Annotated in this window: 25 protein-coding genes and 1 tRNA gene; 20 read left to right on the forward strand and 6 right to left on the reverse strand. The window is 47.4% G+C overall.

Going from position 1 to position 25,093, the window contains the following annotated elements; translation table 11 throughout:
- Window positions 1-18 precede the first annotated feature (18 nt).
- From H6A12_RS09705 to H6A12_RS09715, 3 genes are all read right to left on the reverse strand, one after another.
- Window positions 19-840 (reverse strand): metallophosphoesterase, encoded by an 822-nt coding sequence (locus H6A12_RS09705; protein WP_204447375.1) that lies wholly within the window; start codon window positions 838-840, stop codon window positions 19-21.
- Between the two features lie 15 nt (window positions 841-855).
- Window positions 856-1,644, reverse strand: coding sequence for a ZIP family metal transporter (locus tag H6A12_RS09710; RefSeq protein ID WP_204447377.1), 789 nt, complete (start codon window positions 1,642-1,644; stop codon window positions 856-858).
- Window positions 1,645-1,746: 102 nt separating this feature from the next.
- Entirely contained in the window at window positions 1,747-2,286 is a 540-nt protein-coding gene (locus H6A12_RS09715; protein ID WP_207753214.1) for a biotin transporter BioY, read from the reverse strand.
- A 229-nt stretch (window positions 2,287-2,515) separates the two neighbouring features.
- On the opposite strand from H6A12_RS09715, the gene H6A12_RS09720 reads away from it, so the two are divergent.
- The 3 genes from H6A12_RS09720 (at window position 2,516) to H6A12_RS09730 (ending at window position 5,498) form a co-directional block, all read left to right on the forward strand.
- Window positions 2,516-3,940 (forward strand): sugar transferase, encoded by a 1,425-nt coding sequence (locus H6A12_RS09720; RefSeq protein ID WP_204447378.1) that lies wholly within the window; start codon window positions 2,516-2,518, stop codon window positions 3,938-3,940.
- Between the two features lie 113 nt (window positions 3,941-4,053).
- A complete protein-coding gene (locus H6A12_RS09725) occupies window positions 4,054-5,370 on the forward strand; it encodes an MATE family efflux transporter (RefSeq protein WP_204447379.1) in 1,317 nt (438 codons plus the stop codon).
- 51 nt (window positions 5,371-5,421) lie between these two features.
- A tRNA-Pro gene (locus tag H6A12_RS09730) sits at window positions 5,422-5,498 on the forward strand.
- Between the two features lie 96 nt (window positions 5,499-5,594).
- Here the strand turns inward: H6A12_RS09730 and H6A12_RS09735 are convergent.
- Entirely contained in the window at window positions 5,595-6,521 is a 927-nt protein-coding gene (locus H6A12_RS09735) for an ArsR/SmtB family transcription factor (RefSeq protein WP_204447380.1), read from the reverse strand.
- A gap of 201 nt (window positions 6,522-6,722) precedes the next feature.
- On the opposite strand from H6A12_RS09735, the gene H6A12_RS09740 reads away from it, so the two are divergent.
- Window positions 6,723-8,507, forward strand: coding sequence for a glycoside hydrolase family 2 protein (locus tag H6A12_RS09740; protein WP_243415465.1), 1,785 nt, complete (start codon window positions 6,723-6,725; stop codon window positions 8,505-8,507).
- Between the two features lie 45 nt (window positions 8,508-8,552).
- On the opposite strand, the gene H6A12_RS09745 is transcribed toward H6A12_RS09740, so the two are convergent.
- Together H6A12_RS09745 and H6A12_RS09750 are read right to left on the reverse strand one after the other, a co-directional pair.
- Window positions 8,553-9,377 (reverse strand): phosphatase PAP2 family protein, encoded by an 825-nt coding sequence (locus H6A12_RS09745; RefSeq protein WP_204447381.1) that lies wholly within the window; start codon window positions 9,375-9,377, stop codon window positions 8,553-8,555.
- A 107-nt stretch (window positions 9,378-9,484) separates the two neighbouring features.
- Window positions 9,485-10,162 carry a helix-turn-helix domain-containing protein gene (locus H6A12_RS09750; protein ID WP_204447383.1) on the reverse strand — a complete coding sequence of 226 codons (678 nt, stop codon included), beginning with the start codon at window positions 10,160-10,162 and terminating at the stop codon, window positions 9,485-9,487.
- 202 nt (window positions 10,163-10,364) lie between these two features.
- Between H6A12_RS09750 and H6A12_RS09755 the strand changes: the two genes are divergently transcribed.
- The 16 genes from H6A12_RS09755 (at window position 10,365) to H6A12_RS09830 (ending at window position 24,944) form a co-directional block, all read left to right on the forward strand.
- Window positions 10,365-11,036, forward strand: a complete 672-nt coding sequence (locus tag H6A12_RS09755) for a histidine phosphatase family protein (RefSeq protein ID WP_204447386.1) — start codon at window positions 10,365-10,367, stop codon at window positions 11,034-11,036.
- Window positions 11,037-11,233: 197 nt separating this feature from the next.
- Window positions 11,234-12,022, forward strand: coding sequence for a hypothetical protein (locus tag H6A12_RS09760; protein WP_204447388.1), 789 nt, complete (start codon window positions 11,234-11,236; stop codon window positions 12,020-12,022).
- Window positions 12,023-12,034: 12 nt separating this feature from the next.
- Entirely contained in the window at window positions 12,035-12,847 is an 813-nt protein-coding gene (proB, locus tag H6A12_RS09765; protein WP_204447390.1) for a glutamate 5-kinase, read from the forward strand.
- The gene (locus H6A12_RS09770; protein WP_204447392.1) at window positions 12,835-14,079 is read left to right on the forward strand and encodes a glutamate-5-semialdehyde dehydrogenase; all 1,245 of its coding nucleotides are present in this window, start codon (window positions 12,835-12,837) and stop codon (window positions 14,077-14,079) included. The genes proB and H6A12_RS09770 overlap by 13 nt, the downstream gene beginning before the upstream one ends.
- A 15-nt stretch (window positions 14,080-14,094) precedes the next feature.
- Entirely contained in the window at window positions 14,095-15,090 is a 996-nt protein-coding gene (locus tag H6A12_RS09775; RefSeq protein WP_204447394.1) for a hypothetical protein, read from the forward strand.
- Between the two features lie 15 nt (window positions 15,091-15,105).
- The gene (locus tag H6A12_RS09780) at window positions 15,106-15,627 is read left to right on the forward strand and encodes a peptidylprolyl isomerase (protein WP_204447396.1); all 522 of its coding nucleotides are present in this window, start codon (window positions 15,106-15,108) and stop codon (window positions 15,625-15,627) included.
- 117 nt (window positions 15,628-15,744) lie between these two features.
- The gene (locus tag H6A12_RS09785; RefSeq protein WP_204447398.1) at window positions 15,745-17,178 is read left to right on the forward strand and encodes a prenyltransferase/squalene oxidase repeat-containing protein; all 1,434 of its coding nucleotides are present in this window, start codon (window positions 15,745-15,747) and stop codon (window positions 17,176-17,178) included.
- A gap of 138 nt (window positions 17,179-17,316) precedes the next feature.
- On the forward strand, window positions 17,317-18,207 hold the full coding sequence (locus H6A12_RS09790) for a cation diffusion facilitator family transporter (protein ID WP_243415466.1): 891 nt from the start codon (window positions 17,317-17,319) through the stop codon (window positions 18,205-18,207).
- 133 nt (window positions 18,208-18,340) lie between these two features.
- On the forward strand, window positions 18,341-18,574 hold the full coding sequence (locus H6A12_RS09795; protein WP_204447400.1) for a FeoA family protein: 234 nt from the start codon (window positions 18,341-18,343) through the stop codon (window positions 18,572-18,574).
- Window positions 18,571-20,586, forward strand: a complete 2,016-nt coding sequence (feoB, locus tag H6A12_RS09800; protein WP_204447402.1) for a ferrous iron transport protein B — start codon at window positions 18,571-18,573, stop codon at window positions 20,584-20,586. Before H6A12_RS09795 ends, feoB begins: the two co-directional genes overlap by 4 nt.
- A 22-nt stretch (window positions 20,587-20,608) precedes the next feature.
- Window positions 20,609-20,761 (forward strand): FeoB-associated Cys-rich membrane protein, encoded by a 153-nt coding sequence (locus tag H6A12_RS09805; protein WP_204447403.1) that lies wholly within the window; start codon window positions 20,609-20,611, stop codon window positions 20,759-20,761.
- A gap of 38 nt (window positions 20,762-20,799) precedes the next feature.
- The gene (locus tag H6A12_RS09810) at window positions 20,800-21,141 is read left to right on the forward strand and encodes a DUF6054 family protein (RefSeq protein WP_204447404.1); all 342 of its coding nucleotides are present in this window, start codon (window positions 20,800-20,802) and stop codon (window positions 21,139-21,141) included.
- Window positions 21,138-22,097, forward strand: a complete 960-nt coding sequence (gene gluQRS, locus H6A12_RS09815) for a tRNA glutamyl-Q(34) synthetase GluQRS (RefSeq protein ID WP_204447405.1) — start codon at window positions 21,138-21,140, stop codon at window positions 22,095-22,097. The genes H6A12_RS09810 and gluQRS overlap by 4 nt, the downstream gene beginning before the upstream one ends.
- Window positions 22,098-22,199: 102 nt before the next feature.
- Window positions 22,200-22,925, forward strand: a complete 726-nt coding sequence (locus H6A12_RS09820; RefSeq protein ID WP_204447407.1) for a DegV family protein — start codon at window positions 22,200-22,202, stop codon at window positions 22,923-22,925.
- A gap of 12 nt (window positions 22,926-22,937) precedes the next feature.
- Complete coding sequence (locus tag H6A12_RS09825) at window positions 22,938-23,420, forward strand: acyl-CoA thioesterase (protein ID WP_204447409.1); 483 nt, start codon at window positions 22,938-22,940, stop codon at window positions 23,418-23,420.
- Between the two features lie 33 nt (window positions 23,421-23,453).
- Window positions 23,454-24,944 (forward strand): hypothetical protein, encoded by a 1,491-nt coding sequence (locus H6A12_RS09830; protein ID WP_204447411.1) that lies wholly within the window; start codon window positions 23,454-23,456, stop codon window positions 24,942-24,944.
- The last annotated feature ends 149 nt before the right edge of the window (window positions 24,945-25,093 follow it).

Genomic DNA, 25,093 nt, shown 5'->3' on the forward strand with positions numbered 1-25,093 from the left:
CAATATCCTCTCCTTTTTTTATTGATCCGAGAGTGTGAGCACACAAATCTCGGGTATATTCAAAAATCGCGCAGGAAGCTTGGTGGTACCGATCCCGCAGCTTACCACAAGCGGTACCCCGTCGATATCATACTGTCCTTTTACATAATGCCGGCCGCCGGGCGGCAAAAATTTTTGACCGAAAAACGGCACAAAGATCTGACCGCCGTGTGTATGTCCGGCTAAAATAAGATCCGCGCCGTTTTCTGCAAATAACGGCGCATCATCCGGCTCATGTGTGAGAAAAATGTTTGTGTAATTGTCATCGGAGACACGAAGTACATTGTCCGGTTCCCCGAGCATCCAGTCGTCCATTCCCACAACCCGTACAGAAAGTTCCCCAATCTCCGCCGTTTCGTTTTTGAGCAGCGTAAAACCACCCGCTTCCATCAGCTGTTCATACACACGCACAGCACCGCCTCCGATATCGTGGTTGCCCCAAACGGCATATTTATATGGTGCTTCGATTGCACGGAGTTTCTCTGCTATCAGATTCACATCAATCTGCGATGCATCCCGCCAATAGCTGTCGAAGAAATCACCGCCAAACAGAACCATATTCGGTTTCTGCGCATTGATTTCCTCCACAATCCGTGCAAGCCGATCCGGCGTATCATCCTTTCCGAAATGTGTATCCGTAAAAAACGCAATTTTCACCGGTACTGCATGAGATGTCTTTACCTCATACTGCACCGTGTGAAGCAAAGACGGCTCGATCTGCCATGCGTAAAAAAAGACCCCGAAAATGACAAGCAAGACCCCAGCTAGTCCCCATAATACCCGCAGTAACCTGCGTTTCATGGATGTTTCTCCTGTTTATCCAAGCGCCACGTCGAGAATCATCATCACCATGAATCCCGCCATCACGCCGATCGTTCCGGTATGCGAATGCTCGCCCAAGTGTGCTTCGGGAATGAGTTCCTCCACCACGACATACATCATGGCACCCGCCGCAAACGCGAGCATCCACGGCATCAGCGGTGCAACACTTCCCGCAATCAGCACAACGAGTACGCCGAAGATAAGTTCCACAAGTCCTGACAAGCTGCCATACAGAAACGAGCGGAACACGCCGAATCCCTCTTTGCGCAGCGGGAGCGAAACGGCTGCACCCTCCGGGAAATTCTGAATGCCCATGCCAAGCGCCAGCGCAGCAGCTGCCGAAAGCGCAGCGGGACTGCCCTCCTGTGCCGCCGCAGCAAACGCCAGTCCGACCGCCATACCTTCCGGAATATTGTGAAGTGTCACAGAGAGCACCAAAAGTGTTGTCCGTTTTAAATTGGATGAAAGGCCCTCCGGATGATCGGCACCCAAATGCAGGTGCGGCAAAAGCGCATCCATCAGCATCAAAAACGCAATACCGAGCATAAATCCGCCTGCCGCCGGAATCCAGCCGATCCCGCCGGCTTCCTCTGCCCGCTCAATCGCAGGAATCAAAAGACTCCAGACAGAAGCGGCAATCATCACACCTGCCGCAAATCCTAAAAATACCCGCTGAATCGATTCTCTCGGCGATTTTTTAAAGAAAAACACCATAGCAGCGCCGCACATTGTCATAAAAAACGTAAAGCCTGTGCCGCCTGCCGTATAAGCGATTGCATTCATATTCATTCCTCCTCTTTGTTTCAAGCAGATAGTAACATACTTTTTATTCCCCGTCAACGAAAAAGGAGCCGGAAAACTCCGGCTCCTTTTTTCAAAACATATTCATTTGCGAATCGCAAGCAGACGATTGACGCTCGTGCCGATCAGTGCACCGCCGATCGCTTTGAGCACATCCCCGAACAAGAACGGAAGAATCGCGCCGGAAAGCGCTGCCAGCGGACTATAGTGATGAATCAGACACATAAACAACGCACCGAACAGATCGACCGCAGGAATCCCCACGAAAATGCATATCAGACAATGTCTGAGCGGGTTATTTTTCTTTCCTTTGAGCAAACTGATCAATACAGCGGCAACAAAAAATCCGATCAAAAAGCCGCCTGTCGGTGAAAGAAGCTGTGAAAATCCGGCTGTGCCGCCCGAAAACACCGGGATTCCGCAAAAACCAAGCAGCAGATAAACACCGAGTGCAGCTGCTGTCTGCGCAGGTGTCAGCAAAATGGCAGTAATATTGATTGCAATGGTTTGTGCCGTCACGGGAATCGGTGTCAGCGGAAGCGGAAAGGAAAGATATGCACTGATACAAATCAGTGCGGTGCAAAGTGCAGTTTTCGTAATGGATGAAACAGAAATTCGATTCATAAGTACCTCCGGTATAAAATCGTTTTGCAGTTGTAGCATATCATAAACAAGAAATATTGTCAACCTAAAATAGAACAAGGTTTACAATACTCGATTTCTGTTTGCTTGCTTTTGCGCACCTGTTTTGGTATAATGAATAAAATAATATGATTGGACGTTTCAATCTTCTTTTTGGAACAAAGCGTTTCTTTGGGTTTCGTTTTTCACGCTTTCTTTTGGAGGGGTTTGAATGAAGGAAAAAAAAAGCCGCAATGACCATCCCCGCCGCGGAGCGGTGTTTTGTATTAAAGTGTTGTTGTTTTTTACGTTGTTTTTATTGTTTTTCGGACTGTTTGCGCCCGGATTTCCGCAGGTATTCGGATTCACACGCACCGCAGCCATTACAATGACAACATTTATCGTTCTCGGCATCAGCATGACTGCTGTTTACGGCGGATTTGCTGTCGGCAAAAAAAAGAGCAAGGAAATCATTCCTTCTTTAAGTATTGCCGTGTTTATCACAGATGCCGTAACGTTTTTTCAGCTTTATATTATGAGTGCAAGCCGATGGCCGCACGCAGAAATGATTTGGCTCAACCTGATGATTTTGCTGTGTGTCTTTATTCTTCAAGTTGCCTCTGTCATCGGATTTGTGTACTTTGGAAACTATGTCTACTTTAAGCTGAATCCGCCGCAGCGATGCATCATTGTGTGCGACGCTTCTTCCGATCCGCAGCAGCTGATTCAATGCGTATCACGCTACCGCAAGCAATATAAAATCGACAAAGTGCTTACATGGAATGATCCGAATTTAAAAAAACAGATCCGTAAAACGGATGTTGTCTTTTTGTACGATCTTCCCGCAGCAGAACGTCCGACAATCATTGAGTACGCATATAAGCATTATACCAATCTGTTTGTGCAGTCGGATATTTCGGAAATTCTTTTGAATACAGCAAAGTTTGAAATGTTCGACGATATGGCAATGCTGCATTTGCCGATCACGAATCTATCGATGGAACAGCGCTTTTTCAAGCGAATGCTGGACTTACTGGTATCGGGAATTGGCACCATTGTATTAAGTCCTGTGATGCTGCTGATCGCACTGGCAATCAAGCTCGACGATCACGGTCCCGTGTTTTTCACACAGCCGCGTGCCACACGAAACGGCGAAGTCTTTAAGGTACTCAAATTCCGCACGATGAAAGTGCATGACCCAAGTGTGGAATACTCCGCAACAACGGATGACGACCGGATTACACGCGTGGGAAAATATTTAAGAAAATTCCGCTTGGATGAAATTCCTCAGATTTTAAATATTCTGCACGGCGAAATGAGCTTGGTCGGGCCGCGTCCTGAAATGCTTCAAAACATTGAAAAATACACAGAGGATCTGCCGGAGTTCCGGTATCGTCTGCGTGTAAAAGCAGGACTTACCGGCTTGGCACAGGTCAACGGCCGGTACAACACCTCAGCAAAAGACAAGCTTGTTCTTGACCTGATGTATATTGAACGATACAGCTTCTGGCAGGATATCGTGCTGCTTTTGCGCACAGTAATCGTATTCTTTAAATCCGAAGAAAGCACGCAGGGATTTGACGCGCCGAAAAAGAAACCTGACATGACGATCGTTAAGCACAAAGAGCAGACCTCTGAAACACAAGTAAATCATTGAGAGAAAAGGCAGACTGAGATTCAGTCTGCCTTTTATTGCAGGGGTTGACCATATAACAGAATTATGATATGATCTGAAGTAGAAATTACGGAATTTAGAAAGGAGAGCACACAGTGCATACAAATCCAACAGAAAAACGATTTTGGTACTATGTTCTGCCCTCGATGCTCACAATGGTACTGAGTGGATTTTATGTCATTGTTGACGGCTTTTTCATCGGACAGGCAACCGGCGATATCGGACTGGGTGCAATCAATCTTGCATGGCCGATCACAGCGGTGATGCAGGCCACGGGAATCGGTGTTGGAATCGGCGGATCAGTTCTGTTTTCCATGTATCAGGGCGCACAAGACGCCGAAGAAGCACGTGCTGCCAGAGGAAACACGCTCGTTTTGCTGGTACTTCTTGCGGCTTTTATGATCGTGTTTTTCTCGTTTACAAGTGACTTTATTCTCCGGTTATTCGGTGCACGCGGCGCATTATTTGATGCTGCACATTCGTATATTCGTGTGGTAATTTTCGGCACACTGTTTCAGACACTTGGTTGCGGGCTTACGCCGATTATCAAAAACAGTGGCCGCACCATCAGCGCCATGCTCATCATGATCAGCGGACTCTTCACGAATATTGTGCTGGACGCACTGTTTATCATAGTGTTTCCATGGGGACTTGCCGGCGCTGCGGCTGCAACTGCAACCGCACAAGGTGTCGTTGCAGTGCTGAGCTTGGTGCTTATTCTGCGAGATCGAAAAATCCCGTTTTCCTTTTCGGAGCTTCAGCCGCAGGCACGCAAAATGATTCGTATTTTAAAAATCGGCTTTTCCCCGTTTGGTGTTTCTCTCGCACCGTCGATTGTCATTATCTTCGCAAACTGGCAGTGCCTTGCCTATGGACAGGAAATCGCTGTTGCCGCATATTCGGTTCTCTCGTACGTTTCCGCAACCTTTCTGGCACTTCTGCAAGGCATCGGTGACGGTGTGCAGCCAATCATCAGCTATCTGCACGGCGCCGGCGAAGCAAAGAAGGTGGAACATGTTCGTTTTCGTGCGGTTCGTCTTGCTGTGCTGCTCGGTACTGCGTTTTTCCTGATCTCTATCCCTACAACTTCGTTTTTCTCAGGATTGTTCGGCGTATCAGACGCAGCGGCTGTGATGGCAAAGAGCGGACTGATTTTGACCGCTGTCGCCTATCCGTTCGCAGGACTCGTACGCTGCAGCATTTCTTATTTTTATGCAACAGGAGACACCAAACTCTCTACCTGCTTTACGTATCTCGACCCGCTCGTCTTCACACCGGTTTTCTTATTTTTGCTTCCGATCTTTTTTGATGTGGAAGGTATCTGGAGCGTTTTGGCGGCTGTCCAAATCACGATGAGCCTGCTTATTTTGGGGGTATTTTTCGGTCGTCGAAAAAAATCAAAAAAAATTTAAAAAAACGCTTGACTTTCAGAAAAAACGTGATATAATAAATATCGTTGTCGACGAGGCGTGGCTCAGTTTGGTAGAGCGCTGCGTTCGGGACGCAGAGGCCGCAGGTTCGAATCCTGTCGCCTCGACCACATGAAAACCGCTAAGAATATCTTAGCGGTTTTTTCATTTTCATATTGTTATTAATAAAAAAGTATCTCCCGTTTTTAAAAACGGGAGATGCTTTTTTAGTCGAATGAAACAATCATCTTGATATCCTGGTCATAGTCACCGAATCCTTTTCCGAAGAGATTTACTCCGCCGATATGCTGGCTGGCATCCTTAATGCCAATCCGCAGCATCACATCGTTTCGCTCTTCCAGGTGAAGATCTGCCAAGCAGACCGATGACATTTTTTCGTCATTTACATAAGAACCGGATGAATCAATCGTAAACCGTGTCAAAAGACCATATTGTGTGCTTCCCAATTCCCAGAACGCAGGTGTAAATTTTCCCTTTCGGTCACCAAAGTCTGCCGGAGACAAAAACGTTCCGATTTCCGCACCGTTTACCCAAACTGTAATATCCGATTTCCATTTCTGATTATACCCCGGCGCTTCCGAACAAAGCTCCGCTTCAAAACAGATCGATGAAATACGCCGTGCAGTTTGATTCGGCCATTCAAGAGGAATACGATATTCCACAAATCCTTTGCGAAACCATAAAAGCTGCGCTTTTAACCGATTCGGATGCAAAAACGCATTCGGATTGTCAAGCACCGTATCCGTAATTCCCTCTCCCACATATCCGCAAGACGGAAACACCTCAAAATTCATATAATTCCCAATCGGCACTTCTGTTTCGATCGTTTTGCAAGGCTGTACCGACGCAGATTTTGTATACAGCTGGATTCCAATCTCCAGATAAATTAACGAACAAAGCTTCTTTGAACCGTTTTTCGCCGGAAGAAGTTCTGTCATAATCAGTCCCGCTTCTTCGAGCACTTTCACGTTGACCGAGATCGTCGAAAGCGGATATCCAAGCTGTTTTGAGAGTTCCAAACAGCTCATCGTTCCATTTTCAAGCAGCTTTAAAATATTTACCCGAAGCGGCGTGGAAAGCGCATGACATATTTTCGATACGGCAAGCGGATCTTGAATCGAGAGCGTTAACATAATCATTTCCTTTCTGATCGGGTCTTATGAAACAGTATATCAAATGAATCCAAAGAACGCAATAACAAGCGCAGATGCTGCCGTTTGCTTCGTTTTTATCCGATTGGGCAGATTCTTTTTCGTTTTGCATTGACAACTCAAACTTTTTTATTTATAATTCAAAACATAAAAAAATTATTTTATATCGTAAGGGGATTTTGAATGATGGTAAAATGTTATCAAAAGGATTATCCGCGTCCGCAGTTTGTGCGCAGTGCGTGGGAAAACTTAAACGGAACCTGGACATTTGCATTTGACGACGAACATGTCGGCAGCACAAACGGCTGGAGCGGCGGATTTGCGTCCGACCTCACCATCAATGTGCCGTTTTCCTATGAGACAAAACAAAGCGGCATCGGTGACGAAACGGTACACGATACGGTCTGGTATCAAAGAACGCTGATGGTATCAAAAGAATCGCTCGGGACAGACCGTTTGATGCTCCATTTTGAAGGATCGGACTACCGCACAAACGTATGGCTCAACGGCGTTCATATCGGAATGCACGAAGGCGGCTACGCACGCTTTTCGTTCGATGTTACAGATGCTGTACGCGACGGAAACAACCTGCTCGTCGTCAAGGTGGAAGACTCTCTCGATGACGGACAGCCGCGCGGCAAACAGCGCTGGATTCACGAAAATTTCGCCTGCTGGTATGTGCAGACGACCGGTATCTGGAAAACTGTCTGGATGGAGCAGGTTCCGGCACAGCACATTACTTCAGTGAAAATGACACCGAACACTGCTACACGCAATGTTTCCATTGAAGCACAGATTGACACGAACGGCGCACAGGATTTGTGGCTCGAAGCCGTTGTCACATTCGGAGAACTGCTCATCAACAAAGTACGGATTCCTGTTCTGCAAAACCGTGTACACACCACCATCGATTTGTACAATACCGCCACAACCGAGAGCTGGGGTGCGTTTTTATGGGACCCATATCATCCGAATTTGTATGATATCTCGTTTTGTCTGCTGTCGGACAACACTGCGGTCGACCGTGTTGGTTCCTATTTTGGTCTGCGTGACGTCCGCATTGAAGACGGCAATGTACTTTTAAACGGCGGACCGCTGTATCAGCGGCTGATTCTCGACCAGGGATACTGGAAAGATTCGCACCTGACGCCGCCTGACGAAGAAGCACTCATCGAAGACATCGACAAAATCATGGCACTCGGCTACAACGGTGTGCGCAAGCATCAGAAAATCGAGGATGAGCGGTTTTTGTACTGGTGCGACGTCAAAGGCCTGCTCGTTTGGAGTGAGATGGCGGCAGCATACCGGTTCCACGATGACGCGGTGCAATCATTCACTGCACAGTGGATGGAAATTGTGCGCCAGAACTATAACCACCCCTCTATCATCACATGGACCCCGTTCAACGAGTCCTGGGGCATTCAGGCGGTGGAAACCGACCGTACACAGCAGCATTTCACCGAGGCAATTTATCATCTGACCAAGAGCTTTGATCCGATGCGTCCTGTGATTGTAAACGACGGCTGGGAGCACACGATCTCCGATATCATCACGCTTCACGACTACGAAGCAGAGGGAGAAGTCTTTTTTGACCGGTACGGCAATCACAAAGACGAAATTCTGTCGGGCAATGTATTCTTGGGCGCATTTAAATCGGCGATTGCAAACGGTTTTTCCTATCAGGGACAGCCGATTATCATCAGTGAGTTCGGCGGCATCGCATTTAAAAACGGACAGCAGGGCTGGGGATACGGCGAAAAAGTTGAAAACGAAGAGGCGTTTATCGACCGGTTTGACCGGATTACCACCGCAATCAAAAAACTGCCGTACGTCTGCGGCTACTGCTATACGCAGGTCAGCGACGTTCAGCAGGAGATTAACGGTTTGATGGATGAGGAGCGAAACTTTAAAGTCGATCCCGAACGCATCAAAGAGATCAACATGCGCCGCGTCATCAGCACACGATAATCGAAAAACACAAAACAAAAAGAGTCACCGACTGGTGACTCTTTTTTATGATGATTTATTTTTTAAAGCGCATTTTTTCTCAACAAAGCGCTTTGCCAAATACAAGCTGCAAACAGAAACAGCCGCGCCGAACAGCACATCGGATGCATAGTGCGCACCGATCATCACGCGTGAAACTGCCATGACAATCGTCCATACCGCCGGCAATATATAACACGCCCATTTGGCTGCACGGTGTTTTACATATGGCACAAACAGCGTCACGATGAATAAAAGCGCCGCATTTGCCGTATGTCCCGACGGGAACGAAACAAACCCCGTCACCCCCTGCGGCAGAAACCACGGTGAAAAATCATCCGGTGTGCAAAGCTGCCGAAACCGTATGCGTCCCCAGCACAGCTTCAACACACATACACTCACAAGCGTGAAAACGACTGCCAGCAGATAAATCAACGAAATGTGAAACAGCCGCTCACAAATATGTGCAGGCGCGTGCAGCAGATATTTTATAAGCAACAAAACAAGCACCGCTGTGACGTCCAAAAAAACGATTGCAGCAGCGGCAGAAGCTTTTGCAGCGATAAACAAACAATATCCCGCCGAAGCCGCCGCACAGCCGATCCCCGCGACAATATGCCGTTTGCGGTGAAGCAAATGCTGCTGTTTTACCGCACACACCGCGACACAAACCCCTGCAAAGAGCAAAAGAAAGGGTGCCGCCAGCAGCCCAAACGATTCAAGCAGCTGCAGCATACGCCACGACGGATGAACAACAGCGAATGAAATCTCAAAATCATAGATTCCGAATATAATACAAAGCGTCAAAAATCCGGTCACTGCGCACACGATTCGGATGTTTCTGCGTGTCATCTGTTCATCTCCTGCCAAACCATTCATCGTTCTTTTTTAAGATTCTTTCCGAAACGAAACAAAATATCTCTTTATTTTTCACAGGAAGGATGATACAATAAAGCATGCTATTTATCCATTTGCGACTCTGCGTTTTTAATCAAGTTAAACAGCGAAGAAGCAAACAGCGGATAATCTTTTGCAAGCGACTCGGTCGAAATCGAAAGCTTCTGTGCCGTCTGCGAAACGGACGAAAGCGACTGCGCCGCTTCTTTTGCGCGCGATTCGCAAAGCACCATCGCCGCAAGCGCTTTTGCCTGTGCACATGACGGCGAGACGGTAAACAGATTCTGTTCGTTTTTCTGATTGATCTGATAGATCACGCGGAACGAGCGATACACTGACAAGTTCAAGAACGCGGAAACTGCCGTGGTGAGTTCCTTGTCGTTCGCTGTTTGCAGCAGATCAAAAATAATGTTGAGCGCATTGGCAATCAGCTTTTTGTTGAGCGTTGGCAAAATGCTGCCGCGCATGATATTTTCTTTGCCGAGCACATCCGGTTCGGGAATATCCTCTACTGTGAGCTGCGCACCAGTCCGTTCGGGAGAACGTCCGAGCAAATAGTCACAGGAAACACCGTAAAAATCAGCAGTACGAACAACAAAATCAAGTCCGCACTCACGAATTCCTTTTTCATAATGGGATAAAAGCGCCTGCGAAATTCCAAGCTCTGCCGCTGCCTGTTTCTGGCTGATGCCACGCTCTTTTCGAAGCAGCGTCAAAATTCGGGGAAAATCGGTGTTCATTCTGTCACCCCTTGTCAATTTGTTAACGTAACGTAAATTATATTATAAAAGCTACTGATTGTAAAGCGGTTTTGGGCGAAAAATTGCCGTTTTTTTCGCTTTTTGCGGCAAATGATGTCGTTTGAGGCGAAAAAACACTGATATACCGCAGAAACAATCGCTTTTATTTGTTTTTATCAAGCAGAAAGGATGTTTTTTCACTATGTCAGCATATCGTATTTATTTGATCCGTCACGGCTTAACCGAGGCGAACTTTTCGGGAAAATATATCGGTGCAACCGATGTGGATCTGTGCGAACAGGGCGTTGCTTCCCTTTTGTCGCTCAAAGAGCAGTACGAATATCCGAATGTGGGACGTGTATATTCCAGTCCGCTCAAGCGCAGCATTCAGACCGCGCGGCTGATTTATCCGCATATGACGCCTGTCACTGTCGATGATCTGCGGGAATATTCTTTCGGCGAATTCGAAAACAAGACCGCTGAAGAATTAAAAGAACTCCCCTCCTACCGCGCGTGGCTTGACAGCGCACAGCAAACCGTTCCGCCTCATGCAGAAGCACCTGCCGATTTCAGCCAGCGTGTACTCGACGGATTGGATGCTGTCATCCGCGATATGATGAAAGACAAAATCAGCGACGCCGCAGTGTTTACCCATGCAGGTGTCATCACCGCACTGCTTTGTGCGTGCGGTCTGCCCAAACGTCCGTACTCGGAATGGGCTGTCGAGGGCGGATGCGGCTTTACACTTTCGATCAATGCATGGCTTTGGGGCAACGAGCGTTTGTTTGAGGTATTCACACCGCTGCCCTACGGAAAAGACGTAGATTCCGTCATGCTTGACTATCAAAAAGAATTGGATACCGAAGAGGAATAACTTTACTTTATTCTGTTCATATCACAACTGCGCACAGACAGCGTTTTAAAATTTTTTGCGCAAATGACCATTGAAAAGAAAAAAGAATGCGCAGACAGTCATGTTTTGTGTTATAATATAAAGAAAAGTACTGCTTGCATCCGATCCATCAAGAACGTTGGCAAGCAGCAATGATCGAACGTGAACGGAGGGATTTTGTGACGACTAACGAAATTGCAGCCGCTTCCGGACGGCGGATGCGGGGTGTTATGACACCAGCGGCTTCGCTTGTTATGATTTCTCTGCTTGTTTTATTCGGCAGTTTACTATCGGTCAGTGTGTGCCGGTCGTTTTTCCAAACACTGCTGTTTGAGTCAGAACAGCACACAGGCATTCCGGTTCCGATTTCTGCACTGTTCGGCACATTGGCGCTCTTGCTGCTGTGTCTGCCGCTTTATTTAAACTTAAAACGCTGGATCGTGCTTTTGGATGACGGATTTGTTCCGCTGCGCTGTGCATTCTCTTATTTTTCTTCCTTTGCACAGTACAAAAAAGCCCTCTGCTTTTCTGCACTGCGCGCATGCGTTTCATTCCTGTTTATATTTGTCTGCTTTTTGCCGAGCAGCCTGCTGTTATCCATCGTGTCAAATGCATCGCCGGAATCGGGACTGTTCGTCATGATCTGTCTGGTGCTTTGCGCTGTTTTATTCCTGCTCGGCTGCTTTTTTTGCTACTACACCTTGGCAGGGCTGTTTTTATCCGACTACCTGTTTATTTTAAACGAGGAGATCTCGCCGGCTGCGGCGATCCGTCGTTCATTTCGTCTGATGCGGGGACACCGTCTTTCACTGCTGCGCGTGATCGCGTATCGTATCCCCTATCTGCTGCTCAGTATTTTTATTGTCACACTGCCGCTGACAGTTCCCATCATTGAAAGTACGTTTGCCGTCTTTGCAAACAGCCTTCTTTCAAGTGAGCCGTCTGACAGTGATGCTTCAATGCAATAAATGGAGGTCTGTATGTCTGCAATCTGTGATTCCACCCGTATTGTCGTAAAAGTCGGTACATCGACGCTCACCTATCCTACGGGTCATCTGAATATCCGCCGGATCGAACGGCTTGTCACCGTATTATCCGATTTAAAAAATGCCGGAAAAGAAGTAATTCTTGTCACATCCGGTGCAATCGGCGTAGGCGCCGGCAAGCTCATGATGCATCAAAAGCCGTCGGATATGCCGACAAAGCAGGCGTGCGCCGCACTCGGTCAAAGCGAGCTGATGTACATTTATGACAAATACTTCTCCGAATACAATCACAATGCAGCACAGGTATTGCTGACACGCGATATCATCGAGGATTCTGTGCGGAAAGAAAACGTCACCAACACGATTGAACGGCTGCTGTCGCTGTCCGTCATCCCGATCATCAATGAAAACGATACCGTTTCCACCGAGGAAATCGAGTTCGGCGACAACGATACCCTGTCTGCAATCGTGGCTTCGATTGCTTCCGCTGACCTGCTCATCATTTTAAGTGACATCGACGGATTTTACACAAGCGACCCGCGTAAAAACAAAGACGCAACGCTCATTCCGCTCGTGACACATCTGGATGCAGATACCTTTGCCGCAGCCGGAACAAAAGGCACCGAATTCGGCACAGGCGGTATGACCACAAAGCTTCACGCTGCACAAATTTGTATGGAACAAAACATCGCCATGGTGTTATTAAACGGCAGCCGCCCCGATCAGCTGTATGATCTGTTCGACGGCAAATCTGTCGGTACATTGTTTCAAAAAACAGAACAGGAGGAATGCATATGTCAAAACTGAGTTCCCTTGCACAGCGGATTAAAGATGCCCAACCGCAAATTGCGCATGCTTCCACACCGCTCAAAAATCAAATTCTGCTTCGGATTGCAAATCGTCTGATCGAATCGACTGACGAAATCCTCGAAGCAAACCGCGCGGATCTCTCGCGCGCTTCTCAAAACGGGATTCCGAATGTGATGCTTGACCGTCTTTCGCTCTCTGAAGAGCGCATTCATGCAATGGCAAACGGTGTGCGGAAAGTTGCGGCGCTTGCCGATCCGATCGGTGAGGTGCTGTTTGGAAAAACGCTGCCCAACGGCTTGGTTCTGCGCAAGCAGCGCGTTCCGCTCGGTGTTGTCGGCATGATTTATGAATCGCGTCCGAATGTCACAGTGGATGCGGCAGCGCTTTGCCTGAAAACGTCAAATGCTGTGATGCTGCGCGGCGGAAAAGAAGCAATCAACACAAACGTTGCACTTGTACGCATCATGCAGGATGCCATTGAAACCGAAGGACTTGCCCCCAATATTATCGGATTGGTTGAGGATACCTCCCGCGAAAGTGCAACGCGTATGATGCAGCTCAACGGCTATCTGGATGTACTGATCCCGCGCGGCGGCGCAGGACTGATTCAAAGCGTTGTCAAAAACGCAACCGTTCCGGTGATCGAAACAGGCGCCGGAAACTGCCACATTTACATTGATAAAAGCGCCGATTTGCATATGGGCGCAGAGATTGTCTTCAACGCCAAAACAAGCCGGCCGTCAGTATGCAATGCATGCGAAAGTCTTTTGGTGCATGAACGTGTTGCCGAATCGTTTTTGCCGCTTGTCAAAAGCTTGCTTGATACCAAAAACGTCATTATGCTCGGCTGTGAAAAAACACGCGCCATTTTAAAAGACATCCCCCCGGCTACAGAAAGCGACTATGCAGCTGAATTTTTAGGCTACGTCATTTCTGTCAAGGTGGTTTCTTCGATTGATGAAGCGATCAGCCATATCAACCGTTACTCGACCCATCATTCCGAGGCGATTATTACAAATGATATCGAAAGCGCTTCAAAATTTACCGAGCGCGTCGATTCTGCCGCAGTATACGTCAATGCATCCACTCGTTTTACAGACGGTGAGGAATTTGGCTTCGGTGCAGAAATCGGCATTTCCACACAAAAACTCCATGCGCGCGGCCCAATGGGCTTAAACGAGATGACAAGCGCAAAATATATTATTTACGGCACCGGACAAGTGCGGTAACAAAAGGAGGACATTATGAGCGACAGCCCAAAAAACAACGCACAGGACAGCGGTCTTTCCGATGTGCTGACAAAATTGAATCAAACGGAATCGGAAGCAGCTCAAGCACAAGAAACACTCGATTCTGCAAGCGAACAGGCTGCAGAAACCGAAGTGTCGGCGTCCAATTCCCCCGAACAAACGGATACGACTGCAGTACATAATCATCGTGCGCCGCGCAAAAAGCGCAAATTATCGAAGAAAGAGTTTTTCACAGCGCTGCTTGGCATCGTTGTCTGCTTTTTTGTCATCATCGGTATCATTTCCACCACAACATTTGCCGTGAACGTGGCAAACGAATGGGTCAATTCAACAGAGCTCAAACAAGAAATGGCGTATGTTGTATTCCCGCTCGTCATTCTTGATGCACCGGAATTTGAAAGCCCGGAAAAACTCGACAGCTCCGTTATCATCGCATCGTCTATCTGGAAACTGATTCTTGAGGACAGTGCAAAAGGAAAATACATCAAAGATGATGTAGGCGGCATGACGGTTCCTGATACGGATGTCGAATACTATGTGCGCATGCTCTACGGAAACGATGTATCGATTGTTCATCAGACAATCACAGATTCCGCTGTTGAAATGAGCTACGATCCGGAAACCAAGAGCTACCGCGTGGAATCGACCCCGGTGCTTCTGCCGTATTCCCCGCGCGTGGATGAAATCCAGCGTGAAGGCGACATTTATACACTCAAAGTCAGCTATGTGCTCCCCGATGTTACATGGAGTCTTTCGACAAACCACAAAGAGATTGTAGAAAAAGTGATGGAGTATAAAGTGAAAAAGGTAGACGATCATTACCAGCTTCTCTCGCTCTCTATGCTTGAAGTGGTTGACGCTGAGTCATCCGAAGGCACAACGGAACAAGAGCCTGTTTCCGGCGATACCAAAAACGAATTTTTAGAAGAGACTGCTGAATCCTCGCAGGAAAGCACTGTTTCTGCTTCAGAGTCCTCTTCTGCTGAATAAAAAGGAGATCTATCTATGAAAAACCCTATTGTTACAATTGAAATGACAAACGGCGCAACCATGAAAGCCGAGCTTTATCCGGAAATTGCACCGAATACAGTCAAAAACTTTATTTCACTGTGCCAAAAAGGCTTTTATGACGGTGTTATTTTCCATCGTGTCATCCCGGGATTTATGATTCAGGGCGGCGATCCGGACGGCCGCGGAACAGGCGGTCCCGGCTATGCGATTCGCGGCGAATTCACCGCAAACGGCTTTAAAAATGATCTGCGCCACACCCGCGGCGTTCTCTCCATGGCACGCACATCCTATCCGGACAGCGCAGGTTCGCAGTTCTTCATCATGGTGGAAGACGCACCGCATCTTGATGGCCAGTATGCGGCATTCGGCAAAGTGATCGAAGGTATGGAAACTGCTGATCAGATCGTCGGCGTTATCACCGATTTTGCAGACCGTCCGGTACAGGATCAGAAAATGAAAAAAGTAACCGTCCAGACATTCGGCGAAACATACGACGCACCCGAAACGATCGACTAAGATTTTACGCGATGGATTTTTAAAAAATCCATCGCGTTTTTTCAAAAAAATTTGCACTTTCTTGCGCTTTTGGTCGTTTCATGTTACAATAAAATCAGAAAGGAGTGATACGGAATCATGCGAAAATTATTTGTTATTTTTTCTATTATTTTCTCACTTTTGCTTCCATATTCTGTGGCAGCAGACAGCGGCAGCACGGATTCTTCTGTAATTTTTGCCGTATATGACGCAACCGCAGACTCCTATTTATTAAAGCCGACACCTGTTTCTGTATCGTCTTCCTTTTCGTATCTATCGCTTCTTGACCAGTTGTCGGACGATGGGGTTTTATCTGTAAAAATTGAAAACGGCAGTCCGGTTTCCATCCAAAACACTGAATCAGGATATATACTCCAAAAAACGCAAACTTCCGCTTTTTATCTGAAAACGGATAATACCGTTCTTGACGATACCGTTTGGATGTCTGCGATTGGAAACGCAGGAATTGTTGAAATTGTGTTTTCAAGTGAAGCACTTGATCTTCCCAAAGAAGCAATTCTCTCTAAAAACTCCATTACTGCACAGGGAGAAGCAACCGTCACCGCACTGACAGAAGCCGGCCATTGGCTTTCGATGAATCAAGACAGCACAACGCTTTATTTTATGGCGATGACAGCGTCAAACCAATCGTTATCCCCAAGCGATGTGGCCACCCTTCCGGCTGCGCTCCAAGCGCATCCCCCTGAAGACGCACAAACAGCTGCAGAAGAGCTTTTGATGCTATCTGCCTGCGGATATTCCCAAACCAATCAAGCCGTTTCCGAGCGTGTTGCATTTCTTGCATCCTGTCAAATTGACACAGACAACGGTGATCTGCTGGTTCAAGTCTTGCGGGCACTTGACAGCCAGAATTACACATTGCCGGATAACGCAGAAAACACACGATTTTCGCTTTGCTCCCGATTGCTTTTGATGCAGAATGAAGACGGCGGTTTTTCCACCAACAAAGGATTTGCATCAAGCCCTTGGACGACGCTTGATGCCATGCTGGTTCTTTCAAACTATTCAAAAGAAGATGAAACCGTTGCAAATGCCATTCGCAATGCTGCATCGTACATCAGCAACTTAAATCAAACAAGCAGTCTCGCGCATGCAACCACATATTCTTCCACGAGAATCCTTGCAAAAATGATTTCCGCGCTGATCTGCAACCAGATTGATCCGTCCGAAGATCGTTTTGCAATCGACGGCGTTTCGCCGATTGACTATTTGCTTGCACGCCAAAATGAGGACGGCGGTTTTTGTGCGGAACCCGGTGAAGCATCTTCACTGGAAGCTACCGAAACAGCAGCATTGGCACTTTCAGCGCTGAACAAAGGACGAAACCCTTACTTATTCTCTTCGGCGGCGCAGGAAGAAACCAGTCTTTCCTCGTTGAATGAGGCAACACCTTCAGCTTTGGCAAACAGCACACAACCACCTTGGCTGATGATCGGAATTGTGGCTGGCTGTGTAGTCTTGTTTGTTGTCATTATCATAGCCATTCTTTATCGTCGGAAAAAGAAGTCTTGACTTTTTGTTTTTTTCACGTTATAATAGTAAAAATCTTTCAGGCATACACTGCCGGGCCGAAAGGCAGCAGATCAAAACTGCGGGACAGCATCAAAATACTGTTTCGCAGTTTTATTTTTTGAGTAAAGGAGACTGTATATGCGACAAAAAAACATGGAACCAAAGGCAATCGCTATGCGTGTTTCTGTCAACACCATCATCGTTAATGCCGTATTATCCGCATTCAAGCTTCTGGCCGGTATTTTTGCCGGTTCAGCTGCAATGATCTCTGATGCGGTTCATTCAGCTTCCGACGTATTCAGCACAATCATCGTCATGGTGGGCGTACATATTTCGGCAAAAGCACCGGATGACGAACATCCATATGGTCATGAACGCATGGAATGTGTGGCAGCAATTCTTCTATCCTGTGTTTTGGCGCTCACAGGACTCGGAATCGGATATTCCGGTATCCAAAGCCTCATGAACAGCGCACAGACCCCGCTTGCCGCACCGGGTATGCTTGCACTGGTTGCCGCTGTCCTTTCAATCGTGATCAAAGAGGGCATGTATTGGTACACCCGAAATGCCGCAAAAAAAATTCGTTCCGACGCTTTGATGGCGGATGCATGGCATCATCGGTCGGATGCATTTTCATCGGTCGGCAGTTTGATTGGTATTGCAGGCGCACGGCTGGGACTGCCGATTCTTGACCCGATTGCAGCAATCGTCATTTCCATCTTTATTTTGAAAGCTTCCTATGATATCTTCAAAGACGGCATTGACAAAATGGTCGATAAAGCTTGTCCGGAAGAAGTGATTGCCCCGATTCGCGAGATGGTTCTTGGTGTCAAAGGCGTTGCCGGAATCGATCTGTTTAAAACGAGAATGTTCGGTGCACGTTATTACGTCGATTTGGAAATCACCGCAGACGGATCGCTCACATTATCGGAAGCACATCATATCGCTGAAACCGTTCATGCGGAAATTGAACATCACTTCCCGGATGTAAAGCACTGTATGGTGCATGTTAATCCGGTACACAGTTAAATACAGAAAGCCGTTTGTACTGAAATACAAGCGGCTTTTTATTTTGTGTGCGCTTGACGGGAAAACAGGAAACGAGTAAAATAAAAATAAACTTTTAAATCCCAGTTTATGATATAAGGAGCGTGTCAAAACAATGACACTTGATACATTAAAGCCCGGAGAATCGGGAATTATCGTTTCAGTCGGCGGTGTGGGAGCACTTCGCCGCCATCTGCTCGACATGGGACTGACCCCAAAAACAGCCGTACGCGTCCGCAAAGTCGCACCGATGGGCGATCCGATCGAATTATTTCTGCGCGGCTATGTGCTGACACTCCGAAAAGAAGATGCTGCCAATATTGTTGTTGAAAAGGAGAATGCAAAATGAAACAAGTCCTTCTCGCATTGGCAGGAAACCAAAACAGTGGCAAAACGACGCTGTTTAACTGTTTGACCGGAAGCAATCAGCATGTCGGCAACTTTCCCGGCGTCACCGTCGAGAAAAAAGAAGGCCATGTGCTCCATCACAAAGAAATGACGCTTGTCGATTTGCCCGGTATTTATTCGCTCTCGCCATATACTGCCGAAGAAGTCGTCACCCGCGACTTTTTGCTGGATGAACACCCAGAAGCAATCATCAATATTGTGGATGCAACCAACATTGAGCGAAATTTGTATCTTACACTGCAGCTGATGGAACTTGAAATTCCGATGGTGATTGCGCTCAACATGATGGACGAAGTGCGTGCAAGCGGAAACACCATTCATGTGGAAACACTGGCGAAAAAGCTCGGTGTTCCGGTCGTTCCGATTTCAGCCGGAAAAAACGAGGGCATTCATGACTTGGTCGAAGCCGTGTCCAATGTTGTGGAGAACAATCTCCGCCCGATGCATTTTGATTTCTGTACCGGTGAGGTACACCGTGCAATCCACGCAATCGGACATATCATCGAAGATCATGCCCACCACGCAGGTTATCCGGTGCGGTTTGCAGCAACCAAACTGGTGGAAGGTGATGAACCGACCAAAAAAGTACTCAACATCCATGAAAACGATCTGCATTTGATCGATCATCTGGTTGAGGATATGGAAAAAGCACTCGACACAGACCGCGAAGCCGCATTGGCCGATATGCGTTATCAGTATATTGAATCGCTGTGTGCCGCATGTGTCGTTAAACGCGGCGAATCGCGTGAACAGCTTCGTTCTGAAAAAATCGACCGCGTGCTCACGCATAAATTCTTCGGTATTCCGATTTTTATCGGCGTGATGTTCCTTGTGTTCTTTTTGACGTTTGAAGTGCTCGGTGCACCGCTGCAGTCACTGCTCGAAATGGGAATCGACGCCTTATCACGTCAAACAGAACAGCTGCTTACGTCGCTTTCGGTCACACCGTGGCTCTCTTCGCTTATTTTGGACGGCGTATTCACCGGTGTTGGCAGCGTACTTTCCTTTTTGCCGATCATCGTCATTCTGTTTTTCTTTTTGTCACTGCTTGAGGACAGCGGCTATATGGCGCGCGTTGCATTCGTCATGGATAAACTGCTGCGAAAAATCGGTCTTTCCGGCCGCTCGTTCGTTCCGATGCTGATTGGCTTCGGATGCAGTGTTCCGGCAATCATGTCTGCCCGTACGCTGTCGAGTGAACGTGACCGTAAAATGACCATCTTGCTCACACCGTTTATGTCGTGCAGTGCAAAGCTCCCGATTTACGGCATGATTACTGCTGCATTTTTCCCGCATCACGGCGGACTTGTGATGATCTCGCTGTACCTGCTCGGCATTCTTGTCGCAATTTTGTCGGGACTGCTTTTAAAAAATACCGTCTTCCGTGGAAATCCGGTTCCGTTTGTCATGGAACTTCCTGCCTACCGTCTGCCCGCTGCAAAAAGTGTACTGTTACATATGTGGGAAAAGGCAAAAGACTTTTTGAAAAAAGCATTCACCATCATTTTCTTGGCTTCCATCGTCATCTGGTTTGCACAGAAATTCAGTTTTGATCTGCAAATGGTCGAAAACAGCGCCGACAGCATCTTGGCAAAAATCGGATCGTTTATTGCACCGATTTTTGAGCCGCTCGGATTTAACGACTGGCGTGCATCCACTGCGCTAATTACTGGTTTCACCGCAAAAGAATCGGTTGTCAGCACACTCTCCATCCTGACCGGCGCAGGAACAGACGCACAGCTTTCGCTTGCACTGTCTTCGATTTTCACGCCGCTTTCATCGCTTTCGTTCCTTGCATTCACGATTTTGTATATGCCGTGCGTCGCAGCATTTGCGGCAGCAAAACGAGAGCTTGGCTCTATGCGCCGCGCACTGGCAGGCGCTGCATATCAGACAGCCGCAGCATATATTGCCGCACTCTTGATCTTCCAGATCGGACGGCTGTTCGTTTAAACGTAAAATACGGAGGTTTTTGATGAACCCGTTTGATATTCTTTTGATTGTCCTGCTTGCAGGCGGATGTTTGGCAGCCGTTTTCTCGGTTCGCCGCCAAAAAAAGCACGGAAAATGTTCAGGCGGATGCGCGGGATGCAGCCGCCAATGTCAGTCACATCTTAAAGAGGACTGATCGATTTTATCAATTCATTCAGCAAAGGAGAATGTATTATGGAAACCAGCACCTTTTATGTATCATTGTCGATGCAGGACGCTGCCGCTGCCATCGACAATGAAATCATTCGCGGCAGTGTAAGCGGTACGCTGACTGACCGTTTTGTCGTCAACCATCCGGACGGCAAACATTGTCTTTTGAGCGTTTATGAAAAACATTTTGTCCGTGCCGGAAACCGACTGACACTGACTGTCACACTCGATAATTTCTTCGGTTATACGCGTGTACATACAACGGGAAGCGGCGGCGGCGGAATGCTGCGTATTGATTTTGGTGCAGCATCTTCCTTTACACAAAGTGTTGTCCGTATCCTTTCGCCGTACATGATTCAGGTATGAGCCACGTGATTCGCGGGCGGTTTGCCCCAACGCCGAGCGGCCGAATGCATCTTGGAAATCTGTTTTCCGCACTGATGGCATGGCTCTCTGTTCGTGCACAAGATGGTGTGATGCTTCTGCGCATTGAGGATCTCGACCGCGCACGATGCCGCAGTGAATACACCGAGCAGCTGATTCGCGACCTTTTGCTGTTTGGGCTTGATTTTGATGAAGGCGGACTCTCAAAGCCGGACAGAATGGGCGAAACATGCATCCAAAGTGAACGAAGCGCTTATTACAACGAAGTGATTCAAACACTGTCCAAAAAAGCGCACGTCTACCCTTGTTTCTGTACACGCGCACAGCTGCACGACGTCAATGCGCCGCATCTTTCCGATCACACACCGATTTATCCCGGTACCTGCCGGCATCTTTCCTCAGAGGAAATTGAACTGCGGCAAACGGCACGTACGCCTTCTTTACGCATTGAAGTGCCGGACAAAACGATTGTATTTGATGATTTGTGCCAAGGCCACACGGAAGAATCGCTTGCATCGTCCTGCGGTGATTTTGTCCTGCGCCGTGCAGATGGGATTGTATCCTATCAGCTGGCTGTGGTCTCCGATGATGCCCGTATGGGCGTTTCAGAAGTGGTACGAGGACGCGATCTTCTGTCCTCCGCCGCACGGCAGATCTTTTTATATGAACTGTTGGATGAAACGCCTCCCCGGTTTGCACATATTCCGCTTCTGCTTGCACCGGACGGACGGCGGCTCTCAAAACGTGACCAGTCTTTGAGTTTAGAATCACTGCTGATTCGTTTTTCACCGGAAGAAATCATTGGCTATCTTGCCGCATTCAGCGGTCTTATTCAAAAGCCGGAACCGATGAAGGCGACCGAGCTTATTCCGCTTTTTTCATTTGACCGGATCAAAAAAGATGATATTGTACTCTCCCCGTCCTTTTATCACGCATAACGGACGGGGTTTTGTGCGTTTTTACGTTTACTTTCGTTTCAAAAAATAGTATAATAAATTGATGCTGTATATTTGCATGAACAATCAAAAAGGGGGGATGCTGTGATGGAATACCGTATCATAACCGATACCGTTTTGCCGCCCAAGCACAGCACTGCCCTTTTTGAGAGAATGATTCCCGTTTTTCCGCGTACCGCAGCCATGCGTGCCGCTTGTCCCGGAAAAGCAGAATTTTCTTCGGTATGCGCATATGATACGCCTACCTTTGTCCTGACAGCACCTGCGCAGCTTTCCGGAACATACGCAAGTGCGCGTGATGCACTTTCACGCGTCCAAAATGCAATTGTCATTGATTCCAAAACGTTTGGCGCAGGTCAGCTCCTGCTTGCCGACCTAACCGCCAAAACGGCAGACTGCGAATCATTTTCAATTAAGGTTTCAAAGCAGGTACGCGCGCTTCGAACACGCATCTTTTGTCTGTTCACTGCGCCTTACGGACAGGCACATGCGCTGTGCGGACAATCCCGTCACCGACCACTGATTCCTGCACTGCGGCATATTTACACCATCGGCGAAGAAGGCGACATTCAGTTATTTTACCGAATGTTTGCTCGTTCGGATGAAGAGGCGTTGTTTTGGTGTTTAAAACAAAAATTGTCTATGTCACCGCAGACAGTTGCAGTGGCTTACCTTGGAAAATCGCAGGAGGCACAGGCATTATGTCACCGTATTACCACTGCCGGACACTCTATTCTCATCGGAAAAATGATTCGAACCGATCTTCCTTTGGGATTTTCCGGCTGTCTTTCTGCTGCTATTCTGTTATAGGAGGAATGACTCATGACAAATGAAGAACGGATTGTAAAAACCGTCGCACAATCACGCACGGAGCAAATTCAAATTCTCATGCCCGAACACATCAACGGCTATCAGCGTCTGTTCGGCGGAAAACTGATGGAATGGATTGACGTTGTTGCAGCTGTTGCGGCACGACGCCACGCAGGACATAATGTGACAACCGCATCAATCAGCCAGCTTGAATTCAAAGCACCCGCCTACGTTAACAACACCATCGTACTGAAAGCACAGCTCACATATGTGGGACGGACATCGATGGAAGTTCGTGTGGATACATTTGTAGAACATTTAGACGGCAGTGAAACCATGATCAACCGTGCCTATCTTGTAATGGTTGCATTGGATGAAAACGATACACCTGTGACCGTTCCGCTTTTGCGGTGTGAAACTCCCGAAGAGGAATTTGAATGGGAAGCTGCACGGCGGCGGCGTGCATTCCGCAAAGAAAACAGTCTTGATTTTTAAAATTTTCAATTGACATTTTGAGGAGGCCTTTTTATGGACGAAAAACAGCTTACACAGCAGCCGGAAGAAGAAACCACAATGCTTCCGGAAGATTTCGCACAAAAGATTCTTGACAGCGTTCCCCCAATTGAAGATATCCCGCTTGCCGCACCGCAGACTACACCGAACGGCGGCACCATGCAGTATCAGGTACCTCAGCCGCAGAACATGCAAAACGGCGGCACCATGCAGTATCAGGCACCTCAGCCGCAGAACATGCAAAACGGCGGTACCATGCACTATCAGGCGCCTCAGCCGCAGAACACGCCAAACGGCGGTACTAGGCAGTATCAAACACCGCAGCCGCAGAACATGCAAAACGGCGGCACCATGCACTATCAGGCGCCTCAGCCGTCCACGTCTGATTCTCCCAAAAAGAAAAGCCGTAAAGGATTGTGGATTGGATTAAGCATCGGCGGCGGTGTTGTTGTCCTGGCCGGAATCATTCTGACCATTTTGCTGTTAACCGGTGTGTTCTCAAACTTTACCGTTGATTTTTCTGAATTTTATGAAATTAAAGTCGAAGGCTATGACGGTTACGGAAAAGCAGAAGTTGTACTGAAAGACACTGCTTCTGAAATGATTGCAAGCGATGAACGCTACCAGATTCTCAATACCGCGACATTCACCTTGACAAAAGAAGATCACATCAAAAACGGCGAAACGATTGAAGCAACGGTGAATTATGATCAAGCGTTTGCTGAAGAAAAAAGAATTACAATCACCAATCAGACGCTTACAGTAACTGCCGAAAATCTGGAAGAAGCAAATGTAGTGGACCCGTTTGAATTCCTCACAATCTCTGTGGACGGTATCTCACCGGTTGCAACCATCTCTCTCGTCGACGAATCAGAAACCAAACTGTTTACATATGGTTTTAAAAACGAAGTCACCTATGTCAAAAACGGCGATGAAATCACAATTGTTGCTTCCTATGACGAAGCGGAATTTGAGGAAAAAGGTCTGGTCGCCGCAGAAACAGAAATGACATATAAGGTCGAAAATCTCGCGGAATACGTGATGAGCACCGATATGCTTACCAACAACATGCGACTGCTCATCAATGAATCAACAGGTGCGAAGCTTGAAAATGTATTGAAATCCAATCGCTATTCCATCATTTATAAAATCAACGATCCGGACTTTTCCTTCATGTCTTCGCTCTCGTTTAAAGATATCACGGTGGAAAAGAGCTACTTGCTTACGAAAAATACGCCGGACAATTGGTCCGCAAACAATATGGTATATGATCAGTATAAACTGACCGCTGTTCTTTCTCAAAACGGAAATGAACGGGAATACACCATGTACGCGCTCGTTGGGGTTAGTGATTTGATTGAAGAAAACGGTGCACTTCGCCCGATTGAAGCAAACAATGTCACTTTCTATCTTTCTTATTTGGGCCTGGATGCGTCTACACTGTATGACGATGTATTCAAAGGATATGAACAAAACTATACCATCACAGAAATGCCTGCACCGTAACATTCAAAACTAAAATAAAAAAGAACGGATATCAAACGATATTGCACTTGTCAAGAGAAAGTAGACAGTAAAAAGAATATTTATCAGAAGCCCCGTTCGGTTTTAAACTGAACGGGGCTTCTGTAACCCAATGCAGCGGCCGGACGGTG

Origin of the sequence: Merdimmobilis hominis, assembly GCF_016901855.1 — a bacterium.
In the GTDB taxonomy this organism is placed as follows: Bacteria; Bacillota; Clostridia; order Oscillospirales; family Ruminococcaceae; genus Paludihabitans.